Source organism: Telluribacter humicola, from assembly GCF_017355935.1.
Classification (GTDB): Bacteria; Bacteroidota; Bacteroidia; order Cytophagales; family Spirosomataceae; genus Telluribacter; species Telluribacter humicola.
The window spans coordinates 116,213-139,326 of the sequence record NZ_JAFIQT010000002.1 but is presented as its reverse complement, the minus strand read 5'-3'; the positions used below and the strand labels follow the sequence as shown (position 1 = coordinate 139,326).

The following is a 23,114-nucleotide window of genomic DNA, read 5'->3' as shown; positions in this document are numbered from 1 at the left end:
CAGGCATGCCTGCAAACAGCAGCTATTTACCGTAATTCAATGTAATTTTACAGCATGATCAATATTCAAACCATCACCCAGTTTCACCGGTTCACATCGTTGCCAGAGCCGCTGCATCCGCTGGTTAGCGTAGCCCGATCTGAAGACTGCCGGTATCAGGCCGATGGCACCTGGGATCAGTTTATCAGCCAGTTTTACTGTATTGCCCTGAAGCGGGATGTAAAGGGAAAGATCCGGTATGGCCAGCAGTTATACGATTACGACAAAGGCGTGATGAGCTTTACAGCACCCCACCAGGTGCAATCGCTGGATGTGTCAACTATGGAATGCGGTGCAGGTCTGCTCTTATTTTTTCATCCCGATCTGCTGCTGAAACACCCGTTGGCAAAGACCATTACGCAGTACGGTTTCTTTTCCTATGCGGTGAATGAGGCCTTACACCTTTCCGCGGCTGAGGAGGAGGATATGGTGGCGCTCATTCACAAGATTGACCAGGAATGCCGACATATTGACCGGCATACACAGGACATTATTGTCTCGCAGATTGACCTGTTGCTGGCGTACGCCAACCGCTTTTATGAGCGGCAGTTTATCACCCGCAAAAACAATCAGAGCGATTTGTTAACCCGCTTTGAAGCTATTGTGGACACTTATTTTGCCAACGGCGAACCCGGGGAGAAAGGCTTGCTGACTGTCCAGCAAGTAGCTGCTGCCCTGCATCTCTCACCCAACTATTTAGGCGACATGCTCCGCACGCTAACCGGACAAAACGCACAGCAGCATATTCATGAAAAGCTCATTCAGCATGCTAAGGAAAAACTTTCCACCACATCGTTATCCATTGGTGAAATTGCCTATGAATTAGGCTTTGAACATTCGCAGTCGTTCAGCAAATTATTCAAAGCCAAAACAAACGTTTCGCCTTTGGAATTCAGGCAGTCGTTTAATTGACGAGCCATTAGCGCTAACAGTAATTTGCGGCAGTACTGTCTGACGAACAAAGAATGCCTGTACTGACGCAAGGCTGCCCTACTCCATTGAACCGGTGTACAGGCCAGGCAGAAAGCCAACCGGAGCATATGTAATCTGACTTATCGACTCTGACTCTCTAAAAGGTATGCAAGATATGATGGAAGGCGTTCCTAAAGAAAATAGGTCAGAATTTGAGTGGGCCTATTTTTGGGTGGTGTGGGGATTTATAATAATAGCCCTACCAGCGATGTATGTGAGTTTCAAGAGTACCCGTGAGAAGAAAGAAATAATTAAAAATCAGACCTACGAAACGGCAACAATAATCAATATCGAAAAAGTACACAAGTCCAGGGCCTCGATACTTTTTATAAGATTCCACTACCAGTATTCCTACCAGGGCCAGCTTTTTAGAGACTATCGCGATTACAAATATGGCCGCTATTTTGTCCATTTTACCGAGGACAAATGGAGGTTCGTAGAGGGCAGGGCCTTTCCTGTAATTCTTTCTGCAGAAGATCCCTCCAAAAACAGTATATTGATGTTTTGGTCCGACTTTTCCCAATACAGTCTCCCTTTTCCGGATTCGTTAAAATGGAGCGAAAGCGTCTTTTATAATCAATGACGAATAGAGGTAAGAGGTTCGGCACAACGGGCTTATCAACTTTATCACAAATTTCAGAATTATAGCCATGAAACTTCTCCTTTCCCTTTTTGCTCTATTGAGCTTTTGCCTGGTTGGTAAAAGTCCATCTCCTTCCGCTGCGGTCACCGAAGTGGCCACCAAAAAAGATCAGATCCAAACCGGTGCAGAACAAACGGATCAGTACGTACCCTACCTGAAAGGCAAACGGGTAGCTATTATGGCTAATCAAACTTCTATCATTGGCAGGACTCACCTGGTGGATAGTCTCCAAAAATTGGGCGTTACCATCGTAAAGGTGTTTGGTCCAGAACATGGATTTCGCGGCAAAGCCAGTGCCGGTACAGCCGTAGCCGATGAAGCTGACCAGGCCACGGGCATTCCGATCGTATCCTTATACGGCCGGAAGAACAAACCCACCAAAGAGGATTTGGCTAATGTAGATATCCTGATCTATGACCTTCAGGATGTAGGCTGCCGCTTCTATACCAATATCAATGCTCTGTCGCGCCTGATGGAGGCTTGCCATGAAAACGGAAAGGAATTGCTGATTCTTGACCGGCCCAATCCAAATGGGTACCTGATTGATGGCCCGATACTCGATATGAAATTTAAGTCGGGGATCGGCATGTTTCCGCTGCCTATGTCCCATGGATTAACCGTGGGTGAATTTGCTCAGATGGCTAATGGGGAAGGATGGCTGACCAATAAGGTAAAGTGCAACCTACGGATCATTAAGGTAGCCAACTATCACCACGATATGCCTTATGATCTGCCGGTAAGTCCGTCGCCCAACTTGAATACGCAGCAAGCGGTTATGTTGTATCCATCTACCTGCTTATTTGAGGGTACTTACCTCAATCATGGGCGAGGTACTTATTTTCCTTTTACCGTAATGGGTAGCCCGGAGTTGAAAGGCAAATACGAATTCTCCTTCACCCCGACCGGTATCAAGGGCATGGCCGAAACGCCGCTTTTCATGAACCAGGTTTGCTACGGGCTTGACCTGCGCAACTACGATATTGAAAAACTGAGACAAAAGAAACAGATTAACCTGCAATGGGTCATGGAGCTGTACCAGGCTTCTCCCCACAAGGAAAAGTTCTTTGACTCCAGTCTAAGCAAAGAGATGGGTGTTATTGAAAGATTGGTTGGTAATGCCTTATTCCGGCAACAGATTATAGATGGCAAATCCGAGAAAGAAATCCGCGCAAGCTGGGAGCCGGGCCTGACGCAGTACAAGGCTATGCGTAAACAATACCTTCTTTACCCCTGATAGAAAGGCAATAAACCGGTTCACTGCCACCTCCAACCCTTTTATCCGCTATTTGTTAGAACAGCAGAACTAACCTGCTAAGCCATGTCTGTACCCGCCGCTGAATCACTTTACTTCGTTGCGCTGCTGCCGGATGAACCCATTCAGCAGGAAGTGACCCAATTCAAACAAGTAGCGGCGGAGCAGTTTAACAGCCGCCACGCCATGAAGTCGCCCCCGCACATTACCATCATCCCACCATTCAAGCTATCGGCGGAGGAGGTCCCTACTCTACGGGAAACGATGGCAACTGCCGCTTCCCGGCTGGCTCCCTTTCCGGTACAGCTCAAAGGATTTGATCGGTTTGGTCAACGGGTTATTTTTGTGGATGTAGTCATGGATGAGGCGCTGCGTAACTGCTACCAGGTCACGGCCGAAGCATTCCACCAGCAACTGGGTATCAAGCCCGACGATCGCCCCTTCCTTGCCCACATGACCGTCGCCTTCAAAGACCTTCATCGCAAGGTATTCGGTAATGCCTGGGCCTACTTCTCTCAACAATCCTACGAGCGTACTTTCAATGTACAAAGCCTTACGCTACTGAAGCACAACGGGCGGTGGGAGGTAGAGAAAGAACAGGCCTTTGGCCGCTAGCGCTAAGTCTCCCCTGACTTCTGTTCACCGGGGCAGAAGTATAAGCGCGGTAACAGGTGATAATGGGTAGGTATATTTGGGGGCAGAAGGTACTTTTTGTCGTCAATAGGTCAAAAGTGGAAAACTAATAAAAAATGAATAGAAGAAATTTTGTCAAAGCGGGTGCTTTGGGAGCCGTTGCGGGAGTCTCAGTCATTCCGTCCCGGGTACTGGGAAAGCCGTTGGGCCACGTAGCGCCCAGCGATAAAGTAAATCTGGCCTGCATCGGCATCGGCAACCGGGGAGGTGAAATTACCCGAGCCCTCCACGCGACGGGCCTAGCCAACATCGTGGCTGTCTGCGATGTGGACATGGGGGCGCCCCAAACTCTGGAAGTATTGAAACTGCTGCCGAATGTACCCCGTTTTCAGGACTTCCGGGAGATGTTCGACAAGATGGGTAACAAGATTGAGGCTGTAAGTGTGGGTGTACCTGACTTTGCCCACTTCCCGATCACGATGCTGGCTATGTCGCTGGGCAAGCACGTGTACGTGGAAAAACCTATGGCGCGTACCTTTAAGGAAGTAGAGCTGATGATGGCCGGAGCCAAAAAGTACAAGGTAGCCACCCAAATGGGAAACCAGGGGCACTCGGAAGCCAACTACTTTCAGTTTAAGGCCTGGAAGGATGCGGGGATCATCAAGGATGTGACGGCTATCACGGCCCACATGAACAGCCGCAGGCGTTGGCACGACTGGGACCCCAAAATGACCAGCTACCCCAAAGCGGAACCTATTCCGAAAACGCTGGATTGGGACACCTGGCTCACCACCTCCCATCCCCTACACTATCAGAAAGACTTTGTGAACGGGCAGTGGCGTTGCTGGTATGATTTCGGTATGGGAGCCCTCGGTGACTGGGGTGCACACATCATTGATACCGCCCACGAGTTTCTGGACTTAGGACTTCCCTATGAAGTGGACGCGGTGATGCTGGACGGCCACAACTCTTTTTTCTTCCCCATGTCTACGACGCTCTCTTTCAAATTTCCGGCGCGGGGTAGCATGCCTCCGGTAGAAATAACCTGGAAGGACGGCCTGAACAACATTCCGGCAGTGCCGGCGGGTTACGGCGTATCCGAACTGGACCCCAACATTCCCCCACCCAGCAACGGGCAAATGCAACCGGCCAAGCTGAACCCGGGCAAGATCATTTATAGCAAAGACCTGACTTTTAAGGGAGGTTCGCACGGCAGTACATTGTCCATCATTCCGGAAGATAAGGCCAAAGACCTGGCCTCCCGACTACCGGTGGTACCGGCGAGCCCGTCTAACCACTACGCCAATTTCCTTAAAGCCTGCAAAGGCGAAGAAAAGTGCCGGTCTTCCTTCGAGATAGCCGGGCCTTTAAGCCAGGTATTTGCTCTGGGAGTACTGGCGCAAAGGCTGAATACGAAGCTGGTTTTTGACCGGGAAACCAAACAAATCACCAACAACCCATTAGCCAACTTCCTGCTCGAAGGAGCCGCGCCGCGCAAAGGCTGGGAGGAGTATTACCGGCTGTAATAGTAGTTGGTAAAGAGCAGCCTGAGCCACCCTAACAAAAAATGGGGTGGCTCCTGCTTTTTAAATCACACAGAACGCGAAGTACTAATACTGCCAGACCGCAAAAGCATTACTACCTACCGCGCCTCCTTTCTTCCCTTCCTCCTTCCTCCCTTCCTGCTAAACTTCTACTTAAACTGCTGAATGCTGTATGTATCGGATTGTAGTTTGGATGGGTCGCCCATGGCTGCGCCTATTTCCCCGATGCGCGCGTTGAGCGTGTATATATCTCCGTTGACATAGGTACTGGTGGTAGCCATGGAGTAGCCGGTTTGGTCCATTTGCACTACTGAGGCCGTCGCGAAGTTGTCGTTACTCTGAACCAGCGCCACCCGGCTTCCACTGCCTGTCACCACGTACAGGTCGGTGGTACCTACGAGCGTCAGACCGTCGCCCGGCAGACTGCTGATGCCTCCTACTTCAGTTACGGCATTACCATTATTTAGGTCTACTTTGTACAGCTTACCGGCTCCCGTATTGGCCACGATCAGGTACCCGTTGGGGTGGTACACAATACCATTCAGGCCAAAGCTCGGGCTTGAGAAACGGGTCTCATCCCGTACCAGTACACTGGCCTGTCCGTTGGCATCTACCTGGTAGATTACCGGCGAGAACGAATCCGTAACGTACACCTTACCGGCAGGGTCCAGAGCCAGGTCGTTGGCAAAGTGGTTTTCGCCCGGTACCAGATCGTCCAGGTCCACCCGCCGTTCCAGCGTGCGGGTACTGAGGTTGAACACCAGCAGCTCCGCCGTTTTGCGGGCAGTTTGCGGACTGCTTTTGATCGAGACTCCATTGTCGCTGTTGGCCACGAATATACGACCATTGGCCACCTTCACCCCTACGCCACTGATCAGCTCAGGAGCCGACAGCAGGTCCTGGTACTGACCAGTAGTACTTACGGTACCTAGCTTGCCCTGGGTGAGAGAAGTGATGATAAAGCGGTCCAACTGCGATGAGTAGGCAATACCCTCGGGATACTGCCGCTCCGCCACAAATTCAATCCGCTCAGGAAAGGCCGCCTCCGGGCTGTCGCGATGGTCTTCGCAGGCCGTCAAACCAAAAACCGCTGCCAGGAGCAGCGCACTGAAAATAAAGTTTTTTTTCATTGTGTTGTTAGTAAACGTGAACGTCAGGATCTCCAAAAGGATCATTCCTGATCGGCTTCTGAGGCCGCTCACGTCTTATTATACGTTGTCTATCAATGAGATAAACAATAGTAAAGACCAGAATAGTCCAACAATTTTTCCGGATTATACTAGAACTACCAGCTCTCCGGCTTTTAGAGTATATAGCCTATTCCAAAACCATTATTCACACTATACACCAGCCGTAACAACGTCTTTCTCCCTACCAGTCAACTATGAAAATCTACCTGGTCTCTCTGATGCTTTTGGGCTCAGCCTCCTTTGCTTTTTCCCAAACTACGCAGTCCAAAAAGAGCGCTTATCCGCTGCCGGTCACCTTCACCGCCGGGCAGGACCACGCTAATATGATGCAACAGTTGGGCATTAAGACGCTGCGTCCGGGCCCCAGCGGCAACGAGTCGGCTCCCAACCATGCTAATTACGACGAAGCACTGGCCAACCCGTGTCCGCAACTGCCGGAACTACTTACTACCAAAAGCGGCAAGAAAGTAACGACTCCGGAGCAATGGTGGCAGCAGCGCCGTCCGGAGATAGTGGAAGAATTTGAGCGGGAAGTGTACGGACGGCTTCCGAAAAATATCCCGAAAGTAACCTGGAAGGTGGAGATCACAGATCGGGAGTGGGTGGGATTTATACCCGTAATTGCCAAAAAGGTGGTGGGCCACGTTGACAACAGCGACTATTCATTGATTGATGTCAACATCAATATGATGGTAGTACTACCCGCCAACGTCAAAGGCCCCGTACCGGTACTCATGATGTTCGGGCGGCCTTCCTTTCCGGCACCTGCGCAGCCCTCGCCGGAGCAGATGGAGCTGATCAACTCGGCCCTGAAGGAGTTGCTCATCAAAGAGCATCCCGAACTAAAAGCTATTTTTGACCAGTACCCGGCCTACTCGCCTTTTACACGTGCTACTCCCTCCTTCGGCCCGTCGGCCGGTGAGCCGTCGCCCACACAGCAACTGCTGGCGGCGGGCTGGGGCTATGCGACCATTGATCCCGGCAGTATACAGGCTGACAACGGCGCGGGCTTAACCCGGGGTATTATCGGGCTGGTTAATAAAGGACAACCTCGCCAACCCGATGACTGGGGTACCCTTCGTGCCTGGGGAGCCGCCCGCGGCCTCGACTACCTCGAAACCGACCCCATGGTGGATGCCAAACGGGTAGGTATCGAAGGCGTATCGCGCTACGGCAAGGCAGCCCTGGTGACGCTGGCCTTTGAGCCCCGCTTTGCCCTCGGACTGATTGGCTCATCGGGCAAAGGCGGTACCACGCTGCACCGCCGGGTGTTTGGCGAAGCCGTCGAGAGCCTGACCGGTAGCGGCGAGTACCACTGGATGGCCGGCAACTACCTAAAGTACGGGGCTGAGGAAGCCACCTTCGGCCGCAAAACCGGCTGTGACCTATCTGTAGATTCTCATCAGCTCATTGCTCTGACTGCTCCCCGTCCGACCTTTATCAGCTACGGTATCCCCGAAAAGGGCGATGCCCGCTGGCTCGATCAGCAGGGAAGCTACATGGCCACTGTGGCAGCCGGACCGGTATTCAGGCTACTCGGGGCCAAAGACCTGGGCGTTTCGGGCAGCTACCAGACCGAGAAGATGCCCCCGTACAACACCGACCTGCTGGATGGTAACCTGGCCTGGCGGCAGCACGACGGCGGCCATACCGATGCGCCCAACTTTACCTACTTTATCCCCTGGGCCAATCGGGAACTGGGATATCAGGTGCAAAGGTGAGTGAAGGCGCGATCGCGCACCACTGCTCTCTCTTTCCTGTCAGGGTACTTTTGTCCCATTACGTCTAAGGAGGCAGGCAGACTGTCAGGAGATTTACGCCACAATCTGCTTTTATCGTTAAACCGGCTGAGCGCCGACTACTGTTAACCTTTTATTAGAAAGTATGAAAAAGATTCTTGTAATGGCCCTCCTGCTGGGTGGTATAGCCAGTACTACCTTTGCCCAGAAGGGAAAGCCACTCTTTACCGACAAAGCCAACGACCTGAAGCTGGGCATGGTCTCCTACACCTACCGCAAGAGCTTCCAGAAAGACGTAGGTGCTACGCTGGATACAATTAAAGCGCTGGGAATAACCAATATGGAGTTCTCGAACCTGTTTGGCCGTACGGCGAAGGATATAAGAGCCATGCTTGACGAGCGCGGCATGCGCTGTACTTCTTTCGGTGTAGGCTATCCGGACCTGGAGAATAAGATCGGAGAGGTAGCCTCCAACGCCAAAACCCTGGGTGCAGAGTTTGTGCGGGTAGCCTGGATCCCCCACAAGGGAGACTTTACGCTGGATCTGGCCAAGAAAACGGTAGAGGATTTTAACCGCTTTGGCAAAACTTTGAAAGACGAGCATGGCCTCACCTTCTGCTACCACAACCACGGCTTCGAATTTCAGCCTGTACCGGCCGAGGTAGCTTCTGAAGTAAAAGGTAAGGACGTGACGCTGTTTGACTACATCGTACAGAAAACCGACCCGAAGTACGTAAGCTTTGAAATGGACGTACTTTGGACCTTCTTTCCCGGTAAGAACCCGGCTGAAATCCTGAAACGCTACCCCAACCGCTTCAAGCTCATGCACGTGAAAGACCTGAAGAAAGGCGTGCAGGGTAACCTGTCGGGTGGTACACCGGTCGAGAATGACGTAGCCCTGGGTACCGGTCAGCTGGACCTGCCGACCATCCTGAAGGCCGCTGACAAAAGCAGTATCAAGTACTACTATATCGAAGACGAAAGTCCGAATATTAATACACAGGTACCCATCAGTATCGCCTACCTGCGTAGTTTGAGAATGTAGGAGAATGAATTCTGAATTATTAATTAGCAGTCAAGGAGTCTACTTCCCTTGATACTTTGATAAAAGTCAAAACGGACTGTCCATAATAGCATGGGCAGTCCGTTTATTTTTAGATCTATCTATTCTCTATTCAGCATTCATAATTCAAAATTCAGCATTCCCTAAAGAGGTACCGTCAGAATGGGGATGCGGGCTTTTTTGACCAGGGCGAGGGCGGTGTTTTCGGAGAAGGCGTTGTAGAGGAAACCGTGTTCGTGGGCGCCGATGATGACCATATCTACCTCCAGCTTCTGCGCTTCCAGCAGGATCATATCTACGGTAGGCCCCTGAATAAGTAGTGCCTCCGCCTCTACGCCCCTATCCACCAGGCTCCGGCAATACTCCTGCAGGTAGCGGTGCTCATCGCGGATATCCTCCGCCCGCATATCACGTATGTACTGCGGTCCCACGCCGTAGCCGACAAAGTCCGGCTCGGCGGCAGTAACGTGTACGATCCATACCCTGGCTCCAAGCTTTTCGGCCAATTCAGAGGCCATCCGTACTAACGCCCGGGATTCATCATCAATGTCGACGGCAACCAGTAAGTTCTTCATAATGTGCGGCCTTGTTTGACTACCTGTATACGTACTCTACTAGTTACCTCTATCGGCTCAAATTGTTTGTGGCCGTTGTGCTTTCAGAAAAAATAATTTCGTCAACCGACTAGTCCTTCCCGCGTTCGTGTCAGTAGTTTATTTCTAGAATATGCTTCTGAATTCATATTCCTGAGTATAAGTACCTTTTCCGTCGAGTGCCCCAGTACGTCATTGCTTTCCATCGGTTCTCAACTCTTAACTATAACCTACCCCCTTTCCCCATCTTATGGAAAAGAAAACTACCTCCGGCACCAGTACTACCCGCCGCGACTTCATGAAAAGCTCGTCTCTGGCCGCCACCAGCTTCTTTATAGTACCCCGCCACGTACTCGGCAAAGGCTTCGTAGCTCCCAGCGATAAACTCAACATTGCAGGTATCGGAGTGGGCGGCAAAGGCAAAAGTGACCTGGCCTCCTTTGCCAAAAGTCCTAATGTCAACATAGTATCGCTCTGTGACGTGGACGACCGGAGAGCAGCCGACTCGCGCGCTGCCTTCCCCAAGGCGACCTACTACCGCGACTTCCGGGAGATGCTGGCGAAGGAAAAGAATAACATTGACGCCTGCTCTATCTCTACCCCCGACAATACCCACGCCGTGGCTACGCTGGCCGCCATGCAGCTGGGCAAGCATGTATATACACAAAAGCCTCTGACCCACGACATCTACGAGGCGCGTATGCTGGGGCAGGCGGCCAAGAAATACAAGGTAGTAACCCAGATGGGCAACCAGGGAGGCTCCGGCAACGGCGTACGACGCATGAAGGAGATCTACGACAGCGGCATTATTGGGGATGTAAATAAAGTACTCTGCTGGACCAACCGGCCCGTTTGGCCGCAGGCTATTCCTACCGATAAAACCTACGAAGTACCCAAAGAACTAGACTTTGACCTCTGGCTCGGCCCCGCGCCGAAGGTACCCTACAACGAGGCGTACCTGCCCTGGAACTGGCGGGGCTGGTGGCCCTACGGTACCGGTGCCCTGGGTGATATGGCCTGCCATATCATGGACCCCGTGTTCCGGATCCTGCCCATCGACTACCCTAAATCCGTAGAGTGCAGCGTGGGAGGCACCTGGACCTTTACCCTGCGTGAGCAGGATCACAATCCCGACTGGACGCCCTTTACTACGTCCATCCACCTCGACTACCCCCGCCAGGACAACAAAGGCAATATCAAAGTGAGCTGGTACGATGGGGGTATCTTGCCCGAACTACCCGAAGAGCTAAACCCGGGCGAGGCCTTTGGTAATCCGGACGGAGGGGTACTTTTTATTGGGTCCAAAGGAAAACTGATGGCTGACTGCTACGGGGCTAATCCGCGCCTGCTGCCACTCAAAAACAACGAGGGGCTCAACATACCTGAGACCATTGCCAGGGTTCCCGATGAAAACCACTACCTGCAATGGGTCAATGCCTGCATAGCCGGCCACGGCAAAGGCGTTACCAGTTCGCCCTTTGAGTATGCCGCTCCCTTTACCGAGAGCATCCTGATCGGGAACCTGGCTCTGCGTAGCTGGATGCTCCGTGATAACCCGACCGCCAAGCGCCCCAGCGACCGGTACAATGGTCGCAAAAAGCTGTACTACGATGCCCCTAACATGCGGATCACGAACTTTGAACCTGCCAACCAGTACGTGAAGCGCGAGTACCGCCCCGGCTGGAGTCTGGTGGTATAAATACAACAAAAGAGAGGGCTTCCTGATACGCAGGAAGCCCTCTCTTTTAAATAGCTAGTAGGCCCAACAGCCTGATGCTGAAACTTTAAAGATCAGAACTGCGGCTGCGCCACCACAAACTGCCGGATGTTGTCCTTGAAGCTCTGGTAGTTGCTATGGAAGGCATCCATCTGCTCACGCAGATACTTGTGGTTAGCACGGACCTGCTGATCAAGTACCTGGTTGCGCTGTACACCCTCCGCTACCCGTTTGTCCACCTCCTGCACTTCATTCAGTAGTACCTGGCTGAGCCGCTGAAAATGGTTCAGTTGGCTTACCTCTTTAATCACCTCATCATGGATTGAGGGCTCCTGCTCTTCCAGGGTTGTAAGTAATTTCTCCCAAAACCCCAGCTCCATCTGTGCCAGCTCCAGTTCATTCTTCCAGATCAGATGCTGTACGTGTACATCTATCAGCAGTTTAAATTTCTTCGTTTCCATAACATTATAGTATATAAAGATAAATACCGAAAGCGGTAGTGAGAACGGGTGAAGGTACTCCCTATACCACCACGATCACCTTTTCGTGGTAGTAGTGCAACCGCCCCTCCGACCAGTTGAGCTGAGCCAGCCAGGTACCTTTGGCCAGTTGCGCCGTTGACACGACCTGCCGCGGTTTGGGTCCGGGTTGGATGGGTACATACACATCTTCAGCAGTATCGGACCGGCGGGTGAAAGTCAGTTCGGCCTTCCGGATAGATGCCGGCAGTACAAAGGCCAGCTGCTTCTGGGTAGGTTCAAAGGTCATAGTTATAATGGTTAGAGTGGAGAGGTACTAGGCTTACCCGTGTGTCACTCTGCAAATTTGGCGGGTAATGGCTCCGCTATCCAATGACCTGGGTCAGCTACCCGTATGACAGGTATCAGCCTGCGGCGGAGCGGTTCTACATGACACAGGAGCGGCGGTGGAATCGGGAAAACTGGTAGTATAAAAGCCTACCTCAAACAACTGCTTCACCTATTTGGTGAATCGAAATATTCTCTATATTAGAGGAAAGTAAACCCTCTGAAAAAGTATGAGAACTATTGTGTTGTATGACAATCCGGCTACGCCGGAGGAGCTGTCATTTCTGAACAGCGTGTTTGAGAGTGTGGGCCACCCGGTAGAGGACATTACGCTGGTACCCTACCGCTGGCTGATGAGCTTTAACCAGGCTGAAGTATTTGTGTCGCTGGGAGTACCGCTCAGCAAGTTTATGTATGATCTGAATAGCTCCCCTTACGAAGAAACCAAGGTAGGCAACAGTACCTTTCTGCTGGTGGACCCGCTGGATCAGCTGGTCAACGACAACAACCGCAAGAAGCGACTGTGGCACTCGATGCAGGGCATCTATCTAAGCAACATCCCCGGCTACAAGCAGATCAACCACGATTTTCTGCTGGATGCGGGCTTTACCGTCGGAAGGCAGTTTGACAATGGCAGCAACCGGTTTAGCTTATACTATAAAATGCAGGGTACCAGCTGTATGATCGAACTGCACGTGGGTTCCCGCCTGCTACCGGCCAGCAGCCCCGAAGAAGCCGTGGAAGAGTACTCAGATTTGGACCTCCTGATCGCTCACGCGCAGGATACCTACACCGTATACGGCGGTCAGACTCCCATCACTACCATCCGGTACCGGGCCGAACTGATGCAGTTGCTTTCGTATATGGCCGATAGCTCACACCCTACCCTGCAGCTAGCCTACCAGAAAATGGGGATTCCGATTCCTAAGCGCGTGCAGGTCCAGACGGGAGTAGCCGCCTAAAAGTATATCGCTGACCGTTGGTAACTCCTCCGGAAGCAGCCCCTGAAAAAATAACTACCTTCGTGGCGGAACATTTACGCCTTACGGAGGTAGTTATACTTTTATAAGTAACATCCATGCCTAATTCCACAATTTATATACAATAACTATTTTACCATTACACTATGTCCATTACCACCTATACTGAACTAGAGGGGATGAAAAAGATTAGTGAAGCGGTAGCGGCGACACTAAGACTTATGCGCGAACATGCCCGCCCAGGTATGACCACTAAAGAACTGGACGAATACGGGGCTACGGTACTCAAAGAATACGGAGCCAAATCTGCGCCTAAACTTACCTACGGATTTCCAGGCTGGACCTGCATTAGCCTCAATAATGAGATTGCCCACGGAATACCTTCTGACAAAGCTGTCCTGAAGGAAGGAGACCTGGTCAATATTGATGTATCGGCCGAGCTGGATGGCTTCTGGGCCGACAACGGCGGATCATTTGTACTAGGTAATGATATCCATCAGCACAATGCTCTTGTGGAGGCCTCGCGGGCTATTCTCTATAAGGCCATCCAACGCATCAAAGGCGGGGTACGCATAGCAGATGTGGGTAAGTTTATCGAAAACGAAGCAAAAAATGCCGGCTATAAGGTAATCCGGAATCTGGTGGGGCACGGCGTGGGGCGTAGCCTGCACGAAGCCCCCCGCGAAATCCCCTGCTTCTACGATAGGGAGAATACCATGCGGTTTAAGAAAAACTCGACCGTGGCCATTGAAACGTTTATATCTACCAAAGCGGCCTATGCGCACGACAAAGGTGATGGCTGGACGCTCATAACCAGGGATGGCAGCTTTGTAGCCCAGCATGAGCACACCATACTAATCACCGACGACGTGCCGGTTATCCTGACGGAAGCAAATCAGATCTGATCCTACCAGGGTTTTCAAGCCTGAAAGTCACTAAATATCTGTAGCCCCGCTGAGACTTACACCTTAGCGGGGCCTATTTTATATACCCGGTACCAGAGTCCTGGCTGACATCACATAGAAAGATCCACTGATAGCCGGACCCGCCTTAGTACATTGGTCATCGTACTTGATCAGGTTACCCGAGAAGGTACCTCTGGCGTATTTGCCCGGTACGTACTCTTCAAATACTACCTGTCCGTCGGCTATCATGTCTTCTCCATTGCACCAGTCGTGTCCACTATCGTACTGCTGGTTACCCCCCAGCGTGAAACTGACGCGGCAGTTGTTCCCTTTGGCGCTATACCAGAAGGGGTAGCTGCCCTTTCGGCCGTTACTAAATTCAATCTGGAGTACCTCCTTTGGGGTAGCGCCTACTACGCTGGAGTAATTAGGGTCTTCGTCGTCCAGAACGGTCATCGAACTAAATACGTAGTCTTTTCCGAGAAAGTTGACCTTTACAAAGCCCGAACCGATGTATAGCTCCTTCACCAGGATAAGTTTGGTCGGATTATTTTTAAAGTTAAGCCCTACGGATATCGTCACCGGATTAGGATTAGCAGCGCTTCGGGGTGCCGTATACGTAGCCGTCGAACCGGAGGGTTTTAAGGTACCTCCACCCACCAGCGACCATTTGAGGCCGTTGTTGGCTCCGCTGGTTTTCTGAATCAGTGGCTCCTCCTTCGTCTCCGTCAGCGGTGCCAGTTCCATGATCTGCATGGTTACCGATTCGCCATAGGATAGCAGGGGCTTGCCGGTCGACGTGACTAATCTGAAATTTTCGAAAAGGCTCCAGTCGCTGAAGTGCGGCATGGGTACGGTTACCTCCTTCTTCTGCTTATCCAGGCTCTTGCCCGGCACGTTGTACCATACCTTGTCTGTACGCTGGTAAGCTATACCCAGCGCCTCAGGAGCACTGTCGGCTACCTCCGCGTCAGTGTACTTCAGCTTCAGCGTAGCAGGCTTGGCAAACTGCTGCCCGTCGGGCATAAAGCGGTACGAGGTACCTACGCCGTTGGGGGTATGGTTATGGATAGGCTGGATGGAGATGTTCGTTTCCTGCGCCAGGGCTCCGGCCGGTATGGTCAGCTCAACCAGGCCATCGGTGGTCGCGAGGGTACCTCCCTGCGGGCCGATGGACTTACTCACGGCCTGCCCCTGCGGGGCTCCTACCTCGGTAGGCTTTCCGATAAGATCCACCGGATCGGTTCCATCGACTGTTTCCAGATCACATGCCGTCAGGCTTAGTATAATCCCTATGGTTACTGCTAGTAAATGATGTGTTCTCATGGCTAAAATAGTAGGATATTGACTTTGACAGATTTGAGCAGGTAATCCAGATAAGTTACCTGAATCACCTGCTCATAAGAAATTATTTGAAGTTCAGGAGCCGTTAATCACCGGGCATAAGTACCAGGAAGGACGGTACATAGAATATTCCACTAATAGAGGGGCCTGCAATGGTACATTCGGACCGGGAGTTAATCAGGTTGCCGGAGATGGTACCTATGGCATATTGGCCCCTTTCAAACTCTTCGAATACCACTTGCCCGCTGGCAATCATATCCTTGCCGTCACAGTTGTCGTGTCCGCTGTCGTATTCATCCCCGTGCAAAAACTGGAAAGTGATTTTGGCTTTTCCGGGTTCTGACACGTCATGGAAGGGGAAAGCGCCCTTTCGACCGTTTTCGAAATCTATACTAAAAAGTATATCGTCCGTTGTACCCGCTATATAAGACAGCCCCTCCTCATCGTCAAACAGGAACGCTCCCTTATTGAATACATACTCTTTACCGAGGAAATTTACCTTAATAAGTCCACTGCCAATGTAGAGCTGCTTAACCAGGATGAGTTTGGTGGGATTATTCTGGAAGTTAATCTCTACGGATATCGTTACCGGATTAGGATTAGAAGCACTACGTGGCGCTGTATACGTAGCCTCTGCACCCGAAGGCTTCAGAGTACCACCTCCGATTAGCGACCATTTGAGTCCGTTGTTGGCTCCGCTGGTTTTCTGAATCAGCGGCTCCTCCTTCGTCTCCGTCAGCGGTGCCAGTTCCATGATCTGCATGGTTACCGATTCGCCATAGGATAGCAGGGGCTTGCCGGTCGAAGTAACTAACCTGAAGTTTTCGAAGAGGCTCCAGTCGCTGAAGTGTGGCATGGGTACGGTTACCTCCTTCTTCTGCTTGTCCAGGCTCTTGCCCGGCACGTTGTACCATACCTTGTCTGTACGCTGGTAAGCTATACCCAGCGCCTCAGGAGCACTGTCGGCTACCTCCGCGTCAGTGTACTTCAACTTCAGCGTAGCAGGCTTGGCAAACTGCTGCCCGTCGGGCATGAAGCGGTACGAGGTACCTACGCCGTTGGGGGTATGGTTATGGATAGGCTGGATGGAGATGTTCGTTTCCTGCGCCAGGGCTCCGGCCGGTATGGTCAGCTCAACCAGGCCATCGGCAGTGGCGAGGGTACCTCCCTGCGGGCCGATGAGTTTGCTGATGGCCTGCCCCTGCGGGGCTCCTACTTCGGTAGGCTTTCCGACTTGTTCAACCGGATCTGGCCCCTGACCCTCATGATCGGGGTTACAGCTAAACAGGCTCAGGAAGAGCCCCAGTGTGAGAACGGATAAATTAAATGGTTTCATGGCTATATTATGTACTCTTGATAAAGGTTAACGTCTGGTGTAGAGCAGGTCGTTACTGCGATCGACTATTCGGGCAGGTTATACGCTTTGCGAACTTCCTCGTAGTTGCTCAGGTCCAGATCCGCATGCAGGCGGGCGTTCTGAGCCGGTACGATCACCACCCGGATATCCTGCAGTAAGTACTTCTCCCCTCCCCCTTCGAATACATGCACCGTACTGATCATACGACCATCCTGTATCCGATAGGCAAACAGCACATCTCTGATGACTCCATTACCGTCCCTCTCTGTCGGGATTCTAATCTTACTTGGTATCGGAAACCACACATTCCGGGTCTTAACGTAGGCCTGTACCAGCCCTTTCTCAACCGCCGCCAGGTTTTTGTAGGTGATAGCCGTGGTATCTATGAAAGATCCCCATTCGGTAGAGGTAGATGGCCCCATTGAGAATTGGATAGCACCGGCCGATTCGCCGGCTTCGCCTTTGTCTCCCTTATCTCCTTTGTCCCCTTTGGGGCCTTGGGTACCTGACTGTCCCGTAGGACCCTGAGGACCTATTTCGCCCTGAGGGCCTTCGCAGGAATATAGAGTGGCGGATAGGGAAAGAGTGGCAACAAATAGGAATCGACTGAAGGTACGCAGTAGGCCTGGGCCTGTTACATTACTTTTTTTCATGGCTGACTGAAGATGAATTAATAGTAAGGATTAGATTGGTTACTTGATTTCGGACACTAAATTGAGCTATTTGAGGGCCGAATACCAGTACTGAATTACCAACTAGCCAAAAGGCCATATCATCTGTCATAAATAAGGGATGAACCGTACATCCGTGTGAAGCCCCCACGGCACAAAAAAGCCCCACACCGGGTCGGATGTGAGGCTTAATAATAAGTAAGCGGGCTGTGTGCTGCTACTTACCCATCCATATTTTGAAGTCCGATACTTTTTCGCGGCTCACGAGCGCTTCCTTATCAATGGACGGATTCAGTACCAGCGACAGGCGGTTGCCAAAGTACGGATGAATCTGGTGTACCGACTGGTGGGATACCATGATGCCCCGGTTGATCCGGTAAAACTGATCCGGCTCCAGGGCCTTTTCCAGTTCATCCAGCGTATAGTCAATCAGGTACTTCTGGTTAGTATAAGTTCTGAAAAACGCAAAGCGATCTTCGGTATAGAAGTAGGCGATGTCCTTGACCTCAATAGATACCATACGCTGTCCCTGACTGACCAGAAATCGCTTCCGGTACTCCTTGGACGACTTACCCTGTAACTCCTGGAGTAGCTTCTCCAGATTGATAGTGGGCGTGGCGGCTCCCGAGGCCGCTTTTCCGCGCAGGTCGGTAAACTTCTTCAGGCTACGGGCCAGATCCTCACGCTGTATGGGCTTGAGCAGGTAGTCTATACTATTAACCTTGAAGGCCTGCAGGGCGTACTCATCGTAAGAGGTTGTAAAGATGACCGTGCTGGCAATATGGGTCCGGTCAAAGATTTCGAAACTCTGTCCGTCGGCCAGTTCGATGTCCATAAAGATCAGGTCCGGCGGAGGGTTACCCTGTGACTGGTAGCTGTTCAGCCAGTCCACGGTTTCATCAATCCCGGCCGTTGCGGCCAGTATATCAATGGACTCATCCACCTCCATGATCAGCTTTTTCAGCTTCCGGACGGCCAGTTCTTCATCTTCCACTATGAGTGCCTTCATGGTAATCTATACTTAGTTGTGTTGGTTAAAAAGGGGTAGCGTTACTGTAAAAAATTCTGAGGTTTCCTCTATATTAATATCTGAGACATCGGTCTGCCGCTGGGCCAGTAGCTTATACTTGGACGATATATTGCTCAGGCCTACCTGATTGGACTGCACCCGTACAATGCGCTTCTGCAGGTTATTCCTGACGATGAGCTTTCCTTCCGGGGTAGTCTTTATTTCGATATGGAGCGGCTTACTGGTCAGCGTGATGTTATGCTTTACCGCATTCTCCACCAGTAGCTGCAGCGTGAGTGGCGGCAGGTAGCACTGCTTCAGGCCTTCCTCAATATCAATGTTTACGGATATTCCCCTGCCGTAGCGGGTAGTCAGCAGGTGAATGTACGACTGGATAAACTGCAGCTCAGTAGACAGGGGTGTCAGCTCGGCTTCGTTGGTCTGCAACAGGTAGCGGTACACCTTCGACATTTCATCCACGAACCGCTCGGCCTTTTCGGGTTCATCCGCGATGAGCGACGAAAGCGAGTTCAGGGAGTTGAACAGGAAGTGCGGATTCACCTGACTTTTTAATCCATCCAGCTGGCTCTGCAGGTTGCTCTTCTCGAGCTGCTCTTTTTCCAGCATACTCTTTTTCCATTTGTCCGTCGAATAAAAACTCTCGTAAATACCAATGGAGATCAGATTGGCCGCCAGGTTCATGAGCAGCAGCTTGATGAGTGACTCGATGCTATAGCTATAGCCAAACAGATGAAAGTAGTCATAGATAAATACCGACCCCAGCACCGCCATAGGCGTAATGGTACATACAACCCAGAGCGTCATGACAATGCGGGTAAAGGTCTGTTTCAGGTCAGGGTATCGGTGGGTAATATCTTCGATCAGGTAGTCCAGAGACACAAAGACACTACTCACCAGGACGAAGTTAAGGGAGGTTGACAGTATGAACGCCACTGGGTCATAGAGGTAACGGTCACCTACCAGAAAGTAGCTGCATAATATAACGTATATGGGTACCAGAAGCAGAAACTGCCACTTGGTGCGGGAAAGAAATCGTAACCAATGCATACGGATGTGATGCGTGATCTTTGCCATTTTAGTAGTATAAAGGTCCCCCGTAATACGCTAAGCTGCTACCTGTTCGTGTGTGAGCTGCCGGATGCGATGATTGAAGTGAGATAATGCGTTAGTGAAATGTTAGAAAAAATGGTGATAAATATCCGAAATTATCGGGAATTATGGATGCATTGGGACCGGTACCTAACAAGTAAGCCGGACCTCTACGAGATCCGGCTTGACATGTACCCATTAAACGACTACTGCATCATAAAAAATAAGTTAGTAGCTTGTGTAAGAGGCTATAGTATGCTGATGATTTACATTCGGATTATTTTCACAGTGTTTTACTCCTTCATCAATAATGACCGACAGGTCCATTTTCTTACTGGGGCGATTGGGGTCAAACACCCATATTTTGTCAATCACTTCCCAACCCTTATCACGCCCATAAACTTCAGCGGCTTTATTGATAGCAAATATCCGGTCGCGTGTCTGCAGGAACAGATACTTTCCTTCTTTGCAACACATCTGAACGCTATCTACTGCCAGGGGCCATATTTGTCCAAAGTCTTTTTTGTGTAACCATTTTCCCTCGATCTTCAAGGGTTGAGCTCGTTCGTTGATAAGATCGTTTGCACCTACTCCTAAGCACACAACCAGTACAATTAATAGGGGATACGATATCTTCTTCATGGAGCACTCTTACATTAGTTGTGGATGGTAAAAAAAGTTTTAAAGCCACAGCAGAGGTTATAAATCCATGCCAGAGCTGTATAAATCCCACTATTAAAAAAATATTAAATATCACATCTTCAAACCTGCTGTTGCTCTAAGAACAAATTGTATTTTTTTAATATCTGTTGAATGAAAGTAAAACATCAGGATTCCACAGTTGTGGAATAGGAAAAGTGGGCAACAGAAGCATGTGGATATATTTACCCAAATTAGGAGAGCAAGGCTCCTTTAAAAGTACTATTTGCTTAGTATGCCTTACCACTAATTTAGCTCTTTTAGGGCCCTGAGTGAGTATGCAAGCCATATCCGCTGTACAGAGGTTACCCATTTATCCCATTTTTGCCCCTTTGGGACTTTAATACCTGCTTTTGAGGGTAGCATTTTCCCCAATTCGTTATAAGCGTATCAAATATCTCTTAGATTTACTCATAGCATGCTATTTATGAGACATTTAACAAATAAAAAGGGCTATGGATATAGAAGAAAGTGTACAAAAAGTCATCAGAGCTCACGAAGTCGCCGGTAAGTATACTACAGTAGACAATTATAAAATTTTCTATAGAGACGAAGGTACGGGCGAGGTTGTATTTTGTATACATGGTGTACCTACGTCCTCTTTTTTGTATCGCAAAGTAGTCGGTGAAATAGCCCGGAGAGGGATGCGGGCAGTAGCCCCCGATCTGCCCGGACTAGGTTTGTCGGCGCGCCCCGAAGCATTTGAGTACCTGTTCAGTAACTTTGCGCGGGTATGCCGGCAGCTACTTGACCAGCTCGGTATCGCTAGCTTTCATCTGGTAGTACACGACATAGGTGCCCCCATCGGGATGGCGCTGGCGGCCCAAAATCCCGAGCGGGTACAGTCGATCACGGTGCTTAATTCCATGCTGGACATTCAGCATTTCACGAAGCCGCTGCCGATGCGTCCTTTTGAAAAACCCGTCCTGGGAGAAGCCGAGCTAGCTACCCTGAACTACACTACCTGGAACCTGATGATGAAATACTCGGGGGTAGAAGATACCGATACTATACGCGACGCGGAGCTGGGTGCTTACATGGACCTGCTGAAGAGGGAAGATGGTGGTAAGGCTTTCCTGAAAATCATGCGAAACTTTGAACAGACTGAGGAGTTCAGCCGCTTGTGCTACTCAGCCATTCATGGAGCTCCTTACCCAATCCAGCTAATCTGGGGTAAGAATGACCGCTTTCTGGACTATGATACCTACGCGCAGGAATTTCTGCGGGCAGCTCCGAAGGTTACCGCCTACCAGGTAGAGAGTAAGCATTTTCTGCAGGAAGATTATCCCGAATTTATTGCGGAGAAAGTGGTAGAACAAGCCAGGGGCCTGGCTATATAAAGACTAGAATTAAAAACATTACTACCACCAGAAGTACCGCTACCCACTGAAGCCAGGGTGCCTGTCTTGGAAACTCGTAGCTGCAGATAGGGCATATTCTTTCCTCCACATCAATATTCATAGCGCAACCCGGACACTCTTTCTTGTTCATAGCTCTGGCAATAGTTGTTTAGTTCTGTGAATAAAAGTGGTCTAGTACCTGACCTACCCTCCATACTTCCTCAAAGGTATTGTACAGGGGTGTAGGAGCCAGCCGGATGCAATTGGGCTCCCGCCAGTCACCAATGATTCCATTCCGGACCAGTTCATCAAAAAGCACCTTACCCCGCTCCTCTACCAGCAGCGACAGCTGGCAGCCCCGCTCGCTGGCACCAGCCGGAGTCATCATTGTAACCGGGTTACCGTACTTATGGTTGATCTCCCGCAGTATAAATTCCAGGTACCCTGTCAGACGCTCGCTTTTTGCCCGCAAATTCTCCATACCGGCTTCTTCAAAGATAGCCAGTGAAGCCCGGTGTACTGCCAGCGCCAGGATGGTAGGCGTGCTGAGCTGCCAGCCATCCGCACCGGCCATGGGTACAAAACCTTTGGTCATTTCAAAACGGCGTTCCTCCTGGTAGCCCCACCAGCCCGCCAACCGCGGCAGGCCAGCCTGATGGTGCCTCTCGTGCACAAAGATACCGGACACACCGCCGGGACCGGAATTGAGGTATTTATAAGAACACCACACTGCAAAGTCTACCTCCCAGTCGTGTAGCTGCACAGGGTAGTTACCCACTGCGTGCGCCAGATCAAAACCTACCGGTATATGGTACCGATGCGCTTGGTGGGTGATAGCCGGCATATCCAGTACCTGTCCCGTGTAGTAGTGCAGCCCGCTCATGACCACCAGCGCCAGCGAATCGGCATGCGTGTCTATAACCTGTAAGATATCCTCTGTTCTCAGCGTGTACTCCCCCTCTCTTGGCTTTACTTCCACGAGGGCTTCTTCAGGATTATAGCCACGGGTACGCAGGTGGGTTTCCAGGGCATACTGATCTGACGGGAAATCGCTGGCTATAGTAAGTACTTTTAAGCGCTCCGCCGTAGGCCGGTAAAACGACGTCAGCATCAGGTGCAGGTTGACCGTCAGGTTATTCATGGGGCATACCTCCGAGGGTAACGCGCCTACTACCTTGGCCAGCGGCTCTTTGCAGTAACGATGGTAGTACAGCCAGGGCTCCTCGCCTTCAAACCAGCCTTCCACGCCGTGCCCCTGCCATACTTCCAGCTCCCGGTTCAGCGCCTCCCGTGCCGCCACAGGCTGGAGACCCAGCGAATTACCACACAGGTACGTCAAGGGCAGGCCATCTCTTTGGGGAATCAGAAACCGGTCACAAAAAGGGCTGAGCGGATCAGTCTGGTCTTGCTGTTGGGCGTACTGGAGGGTGTTCTGGTAATCGTACATGGCGGGTTGTATCGGCTGGTGAGTGCTGACAAATCTATATAAAAACCAGGAGCTACCCCAG

At 51.0% G+C, this 23,114-nt stretch carries 22 protein-coding genes; 11 read left to right on the top strand and 11 right to left on the bottom strand.

What is annotated here, in order from left to right; all coding sequences use genetic code 11:
* Window positions 1-54: 54 nt before the first annotated feature.
* From JUB14_RS11530 to JUB14_RS11510, 5 genes are all read left to right on the top strand, one after another.
* The gene (locus tag JUB14_RS11530; RefSeq protein ID WP_207506179.1) at window positions 55-951 is read left to right on the top strand and encodes a helix-turn-helix domain-containing protein; all 897 of its coding nucleotides are present in this window, start codon (window positions 55-57) and stop codon (window positions 949-951) included.
* 166 nt (window positions 952-1,117) lie between these two features.
* On the top strand, window positions 1,118-1,594 hold the full coding sequence (locus JUB14_RS11525) for a hypothetical protein (RefSeq protein ID WP_207506177.1): 477 nt from the start codon (window positions 1,118-1,120) through the stop codon (window positions 1,592-1,594).
* 67 nt (window positions 1,595-1,661) lie between these two features.
* Window positions 1,662-2,888 (top strand): exo-beta-N-acetylmuramidase NamZ family protein, encoded by a 1,227-nt coding sequence (locus JUB14_RS11520; protein ID WP_207506176.1) that lies wholly within the window; start codon window positions 1,662-1,664, stop codon window positions 2,886-2,888.
* An 84-nt stretch (window positions 2,889-2,972) separates the two neighbouring features.
* Window positions 2,973-3,521: a 2'-5' RNA ligase family protein gene (locus tag JUB14_RS11515; RefSeq protein ID WP_207506174.1), complete on the top strand. Its 549-nt coding sequence runs from the start codon at window positions 2,973-2,975 to the stop codon at window positions 3,519-3,521.
* A 134-nt stretch (window positions 3,522-3,655) separates the two neighbouring features.
* Window positions 3,656-5,065: a Gfo/Idh/MocA family oxidoreductase gene (locus JUB14_RS11510; RefSeq protein ID WP_207506172.1), complete on the top strand. Its 1,410-nt coding sequence runs from the start codon at window positions 3,656-3,658 to the stop codon at window positions 5,063-5,065.
* A gap of 167 nt (window positions 5,066-5,232) precedes the next feature.
* Here the strand turns inward: JUB14_RS11510 and JUB14_RS11505 are convergent, their stop codons facing one another.
* Window positions 5,233-6,213 carry an SMP-30/gluconolactonase/LRE family protein gene (locus JUB14_RS11505; protein ID WP_207506170.1) on the bottom strand — a complete coding sequence of 327 codons (981 nt, stop codon included), beginning with the start codon at window positions 6,211-6,213 and terminating at the stop codon, window positions 5,233-5,235.
* Between the two features lie 254 nt (window positions 6,214-6,467).
* On the opposite strand from JUB14_RS11505, the gene JUB14_RS11500 reads away from it, so the two are divergent.
* Entirely contained in the window at window positions 6,468-7,994 is a 1,527-nt protein-coding gene (locus JUB14_RS11500; protein WP_207506168.1) for an alpha/beta hydrolase family protein, read from the top strand.
* Window positions 7,995-8,157: 163 nt separating this feature from the next.
* Window positions 8,158-9,057, top strand: coding sequence for a sugar phosphate isomerase/epimerase family protein (locus JUB14_RS11495; protein WP_207506167.1), 900 nt, complete (start codon window positions 8,158-8,160; stop codon window positions 9,055-9,057).
* 161 nt (window positions 9,058-9,218) lie between these two features.
* Here JUB14_RS11495 and JUB14_RS11490 read toward each other — a convergent pair whose 3' ends face one another.
* The gene (locus tag JUB14_RS11490; protein WP_207506166.1) at window positions 9,219-9,650 is read right to left on the bottom strand and encodes a universal stress protein; all 432 of its coding nucleotides are present in this window, start codon (window positions 9,648-9,650) and stop codon (window positions 9,219-9,221) included.
* Window positions 9,651-9,918: 268 nt separating this feature from the next.
* Here JUB14_RS11490 and JUB14_RS11485 point away from each other — a divergent pair, with 268 nt between their 5' ends.
* Entirely contained in the window at window positions 9,919-11,367 is a 1,449-nt protein-coding gene (locus JUB14_RS11485) for a Gfo/Idh/MocA family protein (RefSeq protein WP_207506165.1), read from the top strand.
* A 92-nt stretch (window positions 11,368-11,459) separates the two neighbouring features.
* Here the strand turns inward: JUB14_RS11485 and JUB14_RS11480 are convergent, their stop codons facing one another.
* On the bottom strand, window positions 11,460-11,846 hold the full coding sequence (locus JUB14_RS11480; protein ID WP_207506164.1) for a hypothetical protein: 387 nt from the start codon (window positions 11,844-11,846) through the stop codon (window positions 11,460-11,462).
* Window positions 11,847-11,907: 61 nt separating this feature from the next.
* Window positions 11,908-12,153 carry a FixH family protein gene (locus JUB14_RS11475; protein WP_207506163.1) on the bottom strand — a complete coding sequence of 82 codons (246 nt, stop codon included), beginning with the start codon at window positions 12,151-12,153 and terminating at the stop codon, window positions 11,908-11,910.
* A gap of 268 nt (window positions 12,154-12,421) precedes the next feature.
* Here JUB14_RS11475 and JUB14_RS11470 point away from each other — a divergent pair, with 268 nt between their 5' ends.
* On the top strand, window positions 12,422-13,153 hold the full coding sequence (locus JUB14_RS11470) for a hypothetical protein (RefSeq protein WP_207506162.1): 732 nt from the start codon (window positions 12,422-12,424) through the stop codon (window positions 13,151-13,153).
* A 164-nt stretch (window positions 13,154-13,317) separates the two neighbouring features.
* The gene (map, locus tag JUB14_RS11465) at window positions 13,318-14,076 is read left to right on the top strand and encodes a type I methionyl aminopeptidase (protein ID WP_207506160.1); all 759 of its coding nucleotides are present in this window, start codon (window positions 13,318-13,320) and stop codon (window positions 14,074-14,076) included.
* A gap of 78 nt (window positions 14,077-14,154) precedes the next feature.
* Here map and JUB14_RS11460 read toward each other — a convergent pair whose 3' ends face one another.
* From JUB14_RS11460 to JUB14_RS11435, 6 genes are all read right to left on the bottom strand, one after another.
* Window positions 14,155-15,402 carry a hypothetical protein gene (locus tag JUB14_RS11460; RefSeq protein ID WP_207506158.1) on the bottom strand — a complete coding sequence of 416 codons (1,248 nt, stop codon included), beginning with the start codon at window positions 15,400-15,402 and terminating at the stop codon, window positions 14,155-14,157.
* A gap of 103 nt (window positions 15,403-15,505) precedes the next feature.
* A complete protein-coding gene (locus tag JUB14_RS11455; protein ID WP_207506156.1) occupies window positions 15,506-16,756 on the bottom strand; it encodes a hypothetical protein in 1,251 nt (416 codons plus the stop codon).
* Window positions 16,757-16,821: 65 nt separating this feature from the next.
* Window positions 16,822-17,430, bottom strand: coding sequence for a hypothetical protein (locus tag JUB14_RS11450; protein WP_207506154.1), 609 nt, complete (start codon window positions 17,428-17,430; stop codon window positions 16,822-16,824).
* Between the two features lie 235 nt (window positions 17,431-17,665).
* Window positions 17,666-18,457 carry a LytR/AlgR family response regulator transcription factor gene (locus JUB14_RS11445; protein WP_207506152.1) on the bottom strand — a complete coding sequence of 264 codons (792 nt, stop codon included), beginning with the start codon at window positions 18,455-18,457 and terminating at the stop codon, window positions 17,666-17,668.
* Between the two features lie 12 nt (window positions 18,458-18,469).
* Complete coding sequence (locus JUB14_RS11440) at window positions 18,470-19,552, bottom strand: sensor histidine kinase (protein WP_207506150.1); 1,083 nt, start codon at window positions 19,550-19,552, stop codon at window positions 18,470-18,472.
* Between the two features lie 243 nt (window positions 19,553-19,795).
* Window positions 19,796-20,209, bottom strand: a complete 414-nt coding sequence (locus tag JUB14_RS11435; RefSeq protein WP_207506148.1) for a DUF2511 domain-containing protein — start codon at window positions 20,207-20,209, stop codon at window positions 19,796-19,798.
* 512 nt (window positions 20,210-20,721) lie between these two features.
* Between JUB14_RS11435 and JUB14_RS11430 the strand changes: the two genes are divergently transcribed.
* Window positions 20,722-21,606, top strand: coding sequence for an alpha/beta fold hydrolase (locus JUB14_RS11430; RefSeq protein WP_207506146.1), 885 nt, complete (start codon window positions 20,722-20,724; stop codon window positions 21,604-21,606).
* A 169-nt stretch (window positions 21,607-21,775) separates the two neighbouring features.
* Here JUB14_RS11430 and kynU read toward each other — a convergent pair whose 3' ends face one another.
* Complete coding sequence (gene kynU / locus JUB14_RS11425; protein WP_207506145.1) at window positions 21,776-23,053, bottom strand: kynureninase; 1,278 nt, start codon at window positions 23,051-23,053, stop codon at window positions 21,776-21,778.
* Window positions 23,054-23,114: the final 61 nt, after the last annotated feature.

Excerpts from the sequence above, each read along its gene's own strand:
- JUB14_RS11530 (WP_207506179.1), top strand. The coding sequence starts at position 55 with ATGATCAATATTCAAACCATCACCCAGTTTCACCGGTTCACATCGTTG.
- JUB14_RS11525 (WP_207506177.1), top strand. The coding sequence starts at position 1,118 with ATGCAAGATATGATGGAAGGCGTTCCTAAAGAAAATAGGTCAGAATTT.
- JUB14_RS11520 (WP_207506176.1), top strand. The coding sequence starts at position 1,662 with ATGAAACTTCTCCTTTCCCTTTTTGCTCTATTGAGCTTTTGCCTGGTT.
- JUB14_RS11515 (WP_207506174.1), top strand. The coding sequence starts at position 2,973 with ATGTCTGTACCCGCCGCTGAATCACTTTACTTCGTTGCGCTGCTGCCG.
- JUB14_RS11510 (WP_207506172.1), top strand. The coding sequence starts at position 3,656 with ATGAATAGAAGAAATTTTGTCAAAGCGGGTGCTTTGGGAGCCGTTGCG.
- JUB14_RS11505 (WP_207506170.1), bottom strand. The coding sequence starts at position 6,213 with ATGAAAAAAAACTTTATTTTCAGTGCGCTGCTCCTGGCAGCGGTTTTT.
- JUB14_RS11500 (WP_207506168.1), top strand. The coding sequence starts at position 6,468 with ATGAAAATCTACCTGGTCTCTCTGATGCTTTTGGGCTCAGCCTCCTTT.
- JUB14_RS11495 (WP_207506167.1), top strand. The coding sequence starts at position 8,158 with ATGAAAAAGATTCTTGTAATGGCCCTCCTGCTGGGTGGTATAGCCAGT.
- JUB14_RS11490 (WP_207506166.1), bottom strand. The coding sequence starts at position 9,650 with ATGAAGAACTTACTGGTTGCCGTCGACATTGATGATGAATCCCGGGCG.
- JUB14_RS11485 (WP_207506165.1), top strand. The coding sequence starts at position 9,919 with ATGGAAAAGAAAACTACCTCCGGCACCAGTACTACCCGCCGCGACTTC.
- JUB14_RS11480 (WP_207506164.1), bottom strand. The coding sequence starts at position 11,846 with ATGGAAACGAAGAAATTTAAACTGCTGATAGATGTACACGTACAGCAT.
- JUB14_RS11475 (WP_207506163.1), bottom strand. The coding sequence starts at position 12,153 with ATGACCTTTGAACCTACCCAGAAGCAGCTGGCCTTTGTACTGCCGGCA.
- JUB14_RS11470 (WP_207506162.1), top strand. The coding sequence starts at position 12,422 with ATGAGAACTATTGTGTTGTATGACAATCCGGCTACGCCGGAGGAGCTG.
- map (WP_207506160.1), top strand. The coding sequence starts at position 13,318 with ATGTCCATTACCACCTATACTGAACTAGAGGGGATGAAAAAGATTAGT.
- JUB14_RS11460 (WP_207506158.1), bottom strand. The coding sequence starts at position 15,402 with ATGAGAACACATCATTTACTAGCAGTAACCATAGGGATTATACTAAGC.
- JUB14_RS11455 (WP_207506156.1), bottom strand. The coding sequence starts at position 16,756 with ATGAAACCATTTAATTTATCCGTTCTCACACTGGGGCTCTTCCTGAGC.
- JUB14_RS11450 (WP_207506154.1), bottom strand. The coding sequence starts at position 17,430 with ATGAAAAAAAGTAATGTAACAGGCCCAGGCCTACTGCGTACCTTCAGT.
- JUB14_RS11445 (WP_207506152.1), bottom strand. The coding sequence starts at position 18,457 with ATGAAGGCACTCATAGTGGAAGATGAAGAACTGGCCGTCCGGAAGCTG.
- JUB14_RS11440 (WP_207506150.1), bottom strand. The coding sequence starts at position 19,552 with ATGGCAAAGATCACGCATCACATCCGTATGCATTGGTTACGATTTCTT.
- JUB14_RS11435 (WP_207506148.1), bottom strand. The coding sequence starts at position 20,209 with ATGAAGAAGATATCGTATCCCCTATTAATTGTACTGGTTGTGTGCTTA.
- JUB14_RS11430 (WP_207506146.1), top strand. The coding sequence starts at position 20,722 with ATGGATATAGAAGAAAGTGTACAAAAAGTCATCAGAGCTCACGAAGTC.
- kynU (WP_207506145.1), bottom strand. The coding sequence starts at position 23,053 with ATGTACGATTACCAGAACACCCTCCAGTACGCCCAACAGCAAGACCAG.